The organism is Segetibacter koreensis DSM 18137 (assembly GCF_000374045.1).
Classification (GTDB): Bacteria; Bacteroidota; Bacteroidia; order Chitinophagales; family Chitinophagaceae; genus Segetibacter; species Segetibacter koreensis.
On record NZ_KB893355.1, the window covers coordinates 1 to 7,078 of the forward strand.

A 7,078-nucleotide genomic window follows, 5' to 3' on the forward strand; every position below is an offset into this window, starting at 1 on the left:
AGCAAATATAACACTAAAAAATTAACCCGAAAATATTTATCTCACAAACCCAACCCCCTTTCACTTTTCTTTAGAGTTTGAATTGCAAAAACCAGACTAAAAGCACTAGAATATACATGTTATAGAAATTATCTTTTTCCGTTTAATACTGAAAGAGAAACACGTTTTTGAGAATCAGGGGGAAGAATTGAAGAAGGGTATTCAACAGCGGTTAAAAAAAGTCCCTTTGCCGGAGTTGAAAAATTCGCTTTAGTACAATCATGTGCTTCAATAATATTATTGAAATTATAGAGGGAAAGGGTTCCCCTACCTACCTGTAACATCGTTCCCACCAACCCCCTAACCATGCCTCGAAGAAAACGATTAGACTTAACGTTGTAAATCAACCTGTCGTTATCGTGCAGCCAATTACTTTTGGTTATTGTGCAAAGATTAGTATATGCCTGGGTATTTCTTTTTGAAAAAGATGTAAAATTGGTATAGTTACGAATGGAAGAGGCCGCTTCCTGCAGTGCTTCTATGTGTAGTTTGTACGGGTAAAACCAGGCCGTTTCTATCAAAAACGGATTTTTTAAAAAATAAATATAATATGAATACTCCCTTGAAATGGCGTGAAATCTGCAGTGAGCATTATCGGGAACGTGAGTAACTGCCTTTATAACAATGTCATTTGGCAAAATTGCATTTAGGTTATATAAAGTTTGCCCCGGCCATTCGAAATCAATGTCAAAATGAAAATAATTTTGTAAGGCATGAACGCCCGCATCCGTTCTGGAAGCGCCTGTTAAATTAACATTCAGCCGAAATATAGTAGCTAATGCTTTTTCAATCTCTCCCTGTACTGTTACTGCATTTTTCTGTATTTGAAAACCAGCATAATTAGTTCCTTTATAACTTACTTCAAGAAAATACCTCATGTACAACGTTTAATAGCTTTCAATCCTATTTAAGCATCGCTTTAAAACGATCTATAAATGCAGGATCAATAAATTCAGATTGTAGCGTGGGATATTCCGAAACGTCAGCTACTGAATTATAAGAAGCATTAAAAAAATTATATCTTCCTTCGTCAGATAAAAACAGAGTAGACAGACTTTTAATTTGCCTGGTGGTGAAGCATTTATTTTTATAAACTTTTCTTGCTGCGTTAATCATTTTCTCATCTGTTGTTTCCATCGCCATTTTTCTTCTTAAGCGTGTGTAATCTTCATCGGTTGCAATATTTTTACATTGGCTGTTTATTATCTCTGATGCATTATTTTCTGATGCAGAAGATTTTTCGCTACCATCTTTTTTTGATTTATCCATATTTACATCAAGAAACTTTAAACTGTCTTTAGCTGCCTCTTTTAAAGCAGATGGCTCAGTTGCAGCAACATCGGTACTTTTAGTGTTGTCTGTTTCAGTTGATGAAATCTTGTTTTCAGTATTTGATTGAGATTTATCGGCCGGAATAATGACGTGAATAGTGTCGGTATCTTTACCATTACGATCAGAATAAGCCATATGTAAGCCGTCTTCCTCTTTCATTTCTGAAACTTTGTTTACGTCATTCCCAACACCGTGTTTTTCCTCAACATTATCTTTTTCGGCTGGTTTTTCACTTGCATTCGGATCTCCAGAAGCGTTATTATTTCCTTTGGCTTCAGCAACGTCGTTAGTTTTTACTTCTTTTGAGGTGTCGTTGTTCACATCCTGACTATCTTTTGCACTATCAGAATTTTTTGCCGTACTAGGAGAAGCTGAAGAATTTGTCTTCTTTTTATCGAAAGAAATTATAGGATCAAGATCTTGTTTTGCTACATCTTTTTCACTTAATGCTTTACTTATATTATCTGTCCTGCCCTCTTCGGCCATTGTAACAGACAGGGACTGAAGATTAAAAAGTCCCCAACCCTTCTCACCAAAATTCTTCAAGTTAAACCCGAGGTCCTTATTATTTATTTCGCATTGAAAGCTCTGCTCGGGAAAGGCGTTTTTGGCAAAACCAATAGAAAAATTATAGTTACCGTCGGTAAGTTTTGGAATAATCACGTACCCGGTTGCGGTTGAACTATACAATTTTCCATTTAGAGAAACATAAAAAGGTTGATTGTTGTCCGATTGAATGAAAACAAAATGCTTTTCCTGAGCAAAAAGCGCAAACGAACAAAAAGTAAAGAAAAATATAATTAGCAGGTACTTCATTTAAACAGTATTAAAAGATTTATCACGTTTACGAATACGACAAAGCTAAATAAAAGTGCTTTAATATTAAGAAATGGTACGTTTGCCGTTTATTATAAAAACTTTAAAAAAAATAATATAACAGTTATTGGCAGAAAACTTTAAAAAAGGCATAGATAAGATCATAACTTTTAGAGATTACATTTCTACGTTTGAACCCGCGTTTAAGGATGAAGCTAACAGGCAATTGAAAGCTTAAAAACTAAAAAGCAAACTCTGCATTTCGAAGAATGATTTTTCGGCAATGAAGGAACAACTCAAGTATTTGGATAAGAAAATTATGCAAGCGTTCTCAAAAGATAATGCAATATTATAAGAACAAAACGCCAATACGCATAATTAATTTATATTATATTATTTCGCTTTCCATTCTTAACTGTTTTATACGTACTGCCTGAAATGGTGTTAAAGAGAATATTGTTTAAAAAATCAAATGATTAATAATGATGTAAAGAAGATATGGTAGAGTTTTTGCATAAACTTTGTTGGTCTACCTTATAATTTTTTATCTATTTTTACTCAAACGACCTCGTATGATATCGAAACTTTCTGAGGGAGTACAAATAAGCGTGGAAACATTTTATCAGCCAGATTATAGTAATCCGGTTAATAGTGAGTTTATGTTTGCTTATCGTATCACCATCGAAAACCACAATAGCTTTCCAGTTCAACTGCATCGGAGACAATGGCATATCTTTGACAGCAATGGAGAATACCGGGAGGTAGAGGGTGAAGGTGTTGTAGGGCAACAACCTTTATTGCAACCGGGACAACAATTTCAATATGTAAGTGGTTGTAACCTGCGAACTGAAATGGGAAAAATGTTTGGAAAATATGTGATGGAAAATCTAAACAATAAGAAAACATTTGAAGTTAATATTCCTGCTTTCGAGATGGTAGTGCCTTATAAAATGAATTAACTCTCAGGAAACACCTCTTGATAAAGTTTAAATTAGTGATGAATTAAGCAGATATAGTAACCTATTCTATATAATGTCACAATTGCTTATTCTCCCAATTACCGAATAATTAAGGTTTATACTTAGCTTGCTCAAAAATGGTTTTAGGATTTATTTGTAATAATTGTTCTAAAGAGACTTTATCATTTTTCGCCATCCATTTTTTTACAATTTGCCATCCTGAAAACTGGCCTATAAAACCCGGCGACTCTTTTCCAAATACCTGTGTTTGGGGAGCATCATTCATATAGTCTTTTGTAACTGATGGATCTGTTGAAAATAAAAGATCGTTTTGAACAAAAAAGGTCCAAATAGTTTGTTCATTCGCGTAACATCCTTCTAATTGCTTTTTCGTATATCCTGTCTTTAAAGTATCTGGCGTATCAGGCATAAGCTGATCAAGAACGTATAATCTTTTCCCCGCCTGAATCATTTGTTCTACTAATGGTCTGCCTGCGTTGTTATCTGGAAAGATATCGTCTACAATAGTTTTAATACAATTTACAGGAATATACTCTTTCCCAAACCTTTTTGAAATATAAGCAGGGTACAACTCCTGCCCTGCCTCACTTTGATACAAGGAGAAACCTTTTCCCATGTAAAGTTGGAGTCCTACAGCAAGCGCATCGGTCGTTAATATATTTCCATAGCTATTAATTGGCCCGATAAAAGTAATCAGTCTAGTCGGCAGCTTATAAGATGGAAAGTAATACTTCACAAACTGCAACCCCCTTGTGACCTCTTTCTCAGTAGCACTTACATCTGCAAATAGCTTTTTAGCAGAATCATTTAACGGTGTATAAGAACTAATAAAAGCTTTAACCTCCTGGTCAACAGCTGAAGCACTATCAGGTTGAGGAGGAAGTGCGAGTATATTAAAAATAAAATCCTGCAGAAAAGAAGGATATTTTTGGTGTAGTTGCTGCAGAGATTCATCTATATGATTTGTATCGATTGAAAAAAAATCTCTTTCGAAACGCTGCAATTGCAAATGCACTTTTATGCCGGAAACATCCGGAACTTTTCTTCCCTTGCAACTGCTAATCATTATGATAATTAAGAGATACCAGCAAAACCTCTTCATAAAAATAATCTTTTGGGGCAAATTACATTAAGGCACGAACTTTATAGCGTGAAATATAATTATAGAAATCTTTAACCATGAAAATTGTACTGGCACAACAGAATTATCACATAGGGAATTTCGAAAAAAATATTGAAAAAATTATTTCCGCGATTGAAAAAGCAAAAGCCGGCGGAGCTGACCTGGTCGTTTTTAGCGAATTGTGTATTTGTGGTTATCCCCCGCGTGACTTCCTCGAGTTCAATGACTTCATTAATAAATGTTACCAGGCAATTGATGAGATAAAACAGCATGCAGATACTATAGGAGTATTAGTGGGCTCACCTGCAAAAAACCCTGTTGTACAAGGAAAAGATCTCTTTAATGCTGCTTTTCTTCTGTATGAAAAAGAGATAAAGGGCGAGGTTCACAAAACCCTTTTGCCCACTTATGATGTATTTGATGAATATCGATATTTCGAACCAGCTTTTGATTGGAAAGTGCTTGAGTTTAAAGGCAAAAGACTTGCTGTGACAATCTGTGAAGATATCTGGAATATTAACGATAATCCTTTGTATCGCATTTGCCCGATGGACAAACTGATGGAGCAGAATCCTGATGTTATGATAAATCTCAGTGCATCTCCTTTTGATTATATACATGAAGAGGAAAGAAAATCAGTAATCAAATCAAATGTAATAAGGTACAAGCTTCCAATGTTTTACTGTAACGCGGTAGGAAGCCAAACCGAAATTGTCTTTGATGGCGCTTCATTGATATTTGATAAAGAAGGCAACTTGTGCAAGGCTTTACCGTCTTTTGAAGAAGCGGTTGAGGGAGTTACGCTAAATGATGACGGAAGTGTAGTTGAAAGTACTTACGATTATATAAAACCTATCACCCATATCAAACCCAATCCATTAAAATATGATCCTAAGCTAAATATACCAGTAATTTATACAGCTTTAATTCATGGAATTAAAGATTACTTTCAAAAAATGGGTTTTACCAAGGCAATTCTTGGTTCTTCCGGAGGTATCGACAGCGCAGTGACACTTGCACTTGCTTGTGAAGCTCTAGGTAAAGAAAATGTTAGAGCTATTTTAATGCCTTCTCCCTACAGCACAGAACATTCTGTAAATGATGCCGTGAAATTAAGTGAGAACCTTGGGAATCCTTATGACATTATAAAGATTGCTGACATTTACGAATCGTTTTTATCTACATTAAAACCCATTTTTAAAGATTTACCTTTCAGCATTGCTGAAGAAAATATACAGAGCCGTACGAGGGGAAATATATTAATGAGTATAGCAAATAAATTTGGCTACATTTTATTAAATACATCTAACAAAAGTGAATTGGCAACAGGGTATGGAACGTTGTATGGAGACATGGCAGGGGGAATAGGTGTGCTGGGTGATTGCTATAAATTACAGGTATATGCACTTGCAGAATATATTAATCGAGATACTGAAATAATTCCAGATAATATTATTCATAAAGCACCCAGTGCTGAGTTAAGACCGGATCAAAAAGATGTGGATAGCTTGCCAGAGTACAACATTCTCGACGAAATTTTATACCAGTATATAGAGAGGCGCAAAGGTCCGCAGGAAATTAAGAATCAGGGATTTGAAAGCGCACTTACTGATCGCATTCTAAAATTGGTTAATTCGAACGAATATAAACGAAACCAATTTTGTCCGATTATAAGAGTTAGCCCTAAAGCATTTGGAGTTGGGAGAAGGGTGCCTATTGTAGGAAAGTACCTTTCATAAATACTAGGGTTAAAGAAACTTCCAGAAACTAATTAAAGTTGGATAGATATACTGAAAATTTATTTTTTTTGGGGGATACTGACTGCACGTTAGTTACTGCAATAACAGGGTAACTTTATTTTACCGGAATTTGTTTTTTTTAGATAATAACAACTAATATGGATCTGAAAAAAGAAGCCGCGGCTAAAGCCGTTTCAATGATAAAAGACAAAAGTATAGTTGGCTTAGGAGCGGGAAGGACTATAGCACACGCTATTGAGTTTTTAAAGAAAAATATAGAAAATGGGTTAAATATCCAAGTGGTGACTTCCTCGTTTACCACAAACCAATTATTACTAAAAAACAAGCTCCCGGTTTTGCAATTATCTTCTTTAAATAAGATTGATATTTATTTTGATGGGTGTGACCAGGTTGACAAAAAATTGAATGCATTGAAGAGTGGAGGCGGAATACATACACACGAAAAGTTGTTAGCGTCTATGTCTGATGAATTTATATTAATGGGAGATGAAACAAAACTTGTTGATAATCTTGATAGTCGTTTTCCCTTAGTTATTGAGATTCTTCCGGAAGCAGAAGTATTTGCTGCAACAAAAATTCAAATGCTTTTTCAGGGAGTAAAAGCAGAATTTAGGATAAATGATAAAAGGGAAGGTCCTGTTCTAACAGAAAATGGAAACTATCTTTTAGATATATGGTTTGATAAATGGCCCGACCTTGCTATAATCAATCCTGTTTTGAAAACAATAACAGGAGTTGTAGAAACTTCTTTGTTTTATATGATGGCAAACAAAGCTATCATCGCTAACGCAAAAGAAGTAGAGGTTTTGGAACGCAGCTAAATAAAACTTTTTCTTCCTCTTTACAAAATCTTAATTATAGCAAGCGCTTTTATTGAAGAAAATCGCACACACATCTTTATCATTTACACCCAGATTATTTTTAACGCTACCGTTTACGTTTGAGTTAGAATCAAAAGACCCTTACGTTTAAAAACTGTAAGGGTCTAAAGAATAATAAATATGGCGGCTACCTACTCTCCCGGTTGG

General features: G+C 34.9%; 6 protein-coding genes. 3 read left to right on the forward strand and 3 right to left on the reverse strand.

Annotation, left to right across the window (positions count from 1 at the left end; all coding sequences use genetic code 11):
- Positions 1 to 128: 128 nt before the first annotated feature.
- Entirely contained in the window at positions 129 to 917 is a 789-nt protein-coding gene (gene truA / locus B154_RS0121250; protein ID WP_018616378.1) for a tRNA pseudouridine(38-40) synthase TruA, read from the reverse strand.
- A gap of 25 nt (positions 918 to 942) precedes the next feature.
- Positions 943 to 2,187 carry a DUF4476 domain-containing protein gene (locus B154_RS0121255; protein WP_018616379.1) on the reverse strand — a complete coding sequence of 415 codons (1,245 nt, stop codon included), beginning with the start codon at positions 2,185 to 2,187 and terminating at the stop codon, positions 943 to 945.
- A 572-nt stretch (positions 2,188 to 2,759) separates the two neighbouring features.
- Between B154_RS0121255 and apaG the strand changes: the two genes are divergently transcribed.
- A complete protein-coding gene (apaG, locus tag B154_RS0121265; protein ID WP_018616381.1) occupies positions 2,760 to 3,146 on the forward strand; it encodes a Co2+/Mg2+ efflux protein ApaG in 387 nt (128 codons plus the stop codon).
- 109 nt (positions 3,147 to 3,255) lie between these two features.
- Here the strand turns inward: apaG and gldB are convergent, their stop codons facing one another.
- Positions 3,256 to 4,269: a gliding motility lipoprotein GldB gene (gldB, locus tag B154_RS0121270; protein WP_033412285.1), complete on the reverse strand. Its 1,014-nt coding sequence runs from the start codon at positions 4,267 to 4,269 to the stop codon at positions 3,256 to 3,258.
- A gap of 77 nt (positions 4,270 to 4,346) precedes the next feature.
- On the opposite strand from gldB, the gene B154_RS0121275 reads away from it, so the two are divergent.
- Positions 4,347 to 6,029, forward strand: coding sequence for an NAD+ synthase (locus tag B154_RS0121275; RefSeq protein WP_018616383.1), 1,683 nt, complete (start codon positions 4,347 to 4,349; stop codon positions 6,027 to 6,029).
- A gap of 158 nt (positions 6,030 to 6,187) precedes the next feature.
- Positions 6,188 to 6,871, forward strand: a complete 684-nt coding sequence (gene rpiA / locus B154_RS0121280; protein ID WP_018616384.1) for a ribose 5-phosphate isomerase A — start codon at positions 6,188 to 6,190, stop codon at positions 6,869 to 6,871.
- Positions 6,872 to 7,078: the final 207 nt, after the last annotated feature.

Bases quoted from the DNA above. Each gene is read 5' to 3' on its own strand.
- truA (WP_018616378.1), bottom strand. From the start codon at position 917: ATGAGGTATTTTCTTGAAGTAAGTTATAAAGGAACTAATTATGCTGGT.
- B154_RS0121255 (WP_018616379.1), bottom strand. From the start codon at position 2,187: ATGAAGTACCTGCTAATTATATTTTTCTTTACTTTTTGTTCGTTTGCG.
- apaG (WP_018616381.1), top strand. From the start codon at position 2,760: ATGATATCGAAACTTTCTGAGGGAGTACAAATAAGCGTGGAAACATTT.
- gldB (WP_033412285.1), bottom strand. From the start codon at position 4,269: ATGAAGAGGTTTTGCTGGTATCTCTTAATTATCATAATGATTAGCAGT.
- B154_RS0121275 (WP_018616383.1), top strand. From the start codon at position 4,347: ATGAAAATTGTACTGGCACAACAGAATTATCACATAGGGAATTTCGAA.
- rpiA (WP_018616384.1), top strand. From the start codon at position 6,188: ATGGATCTGAAAAAAGAAGCCGCGGCTAAAGCCGTTTCAATGATAAAA.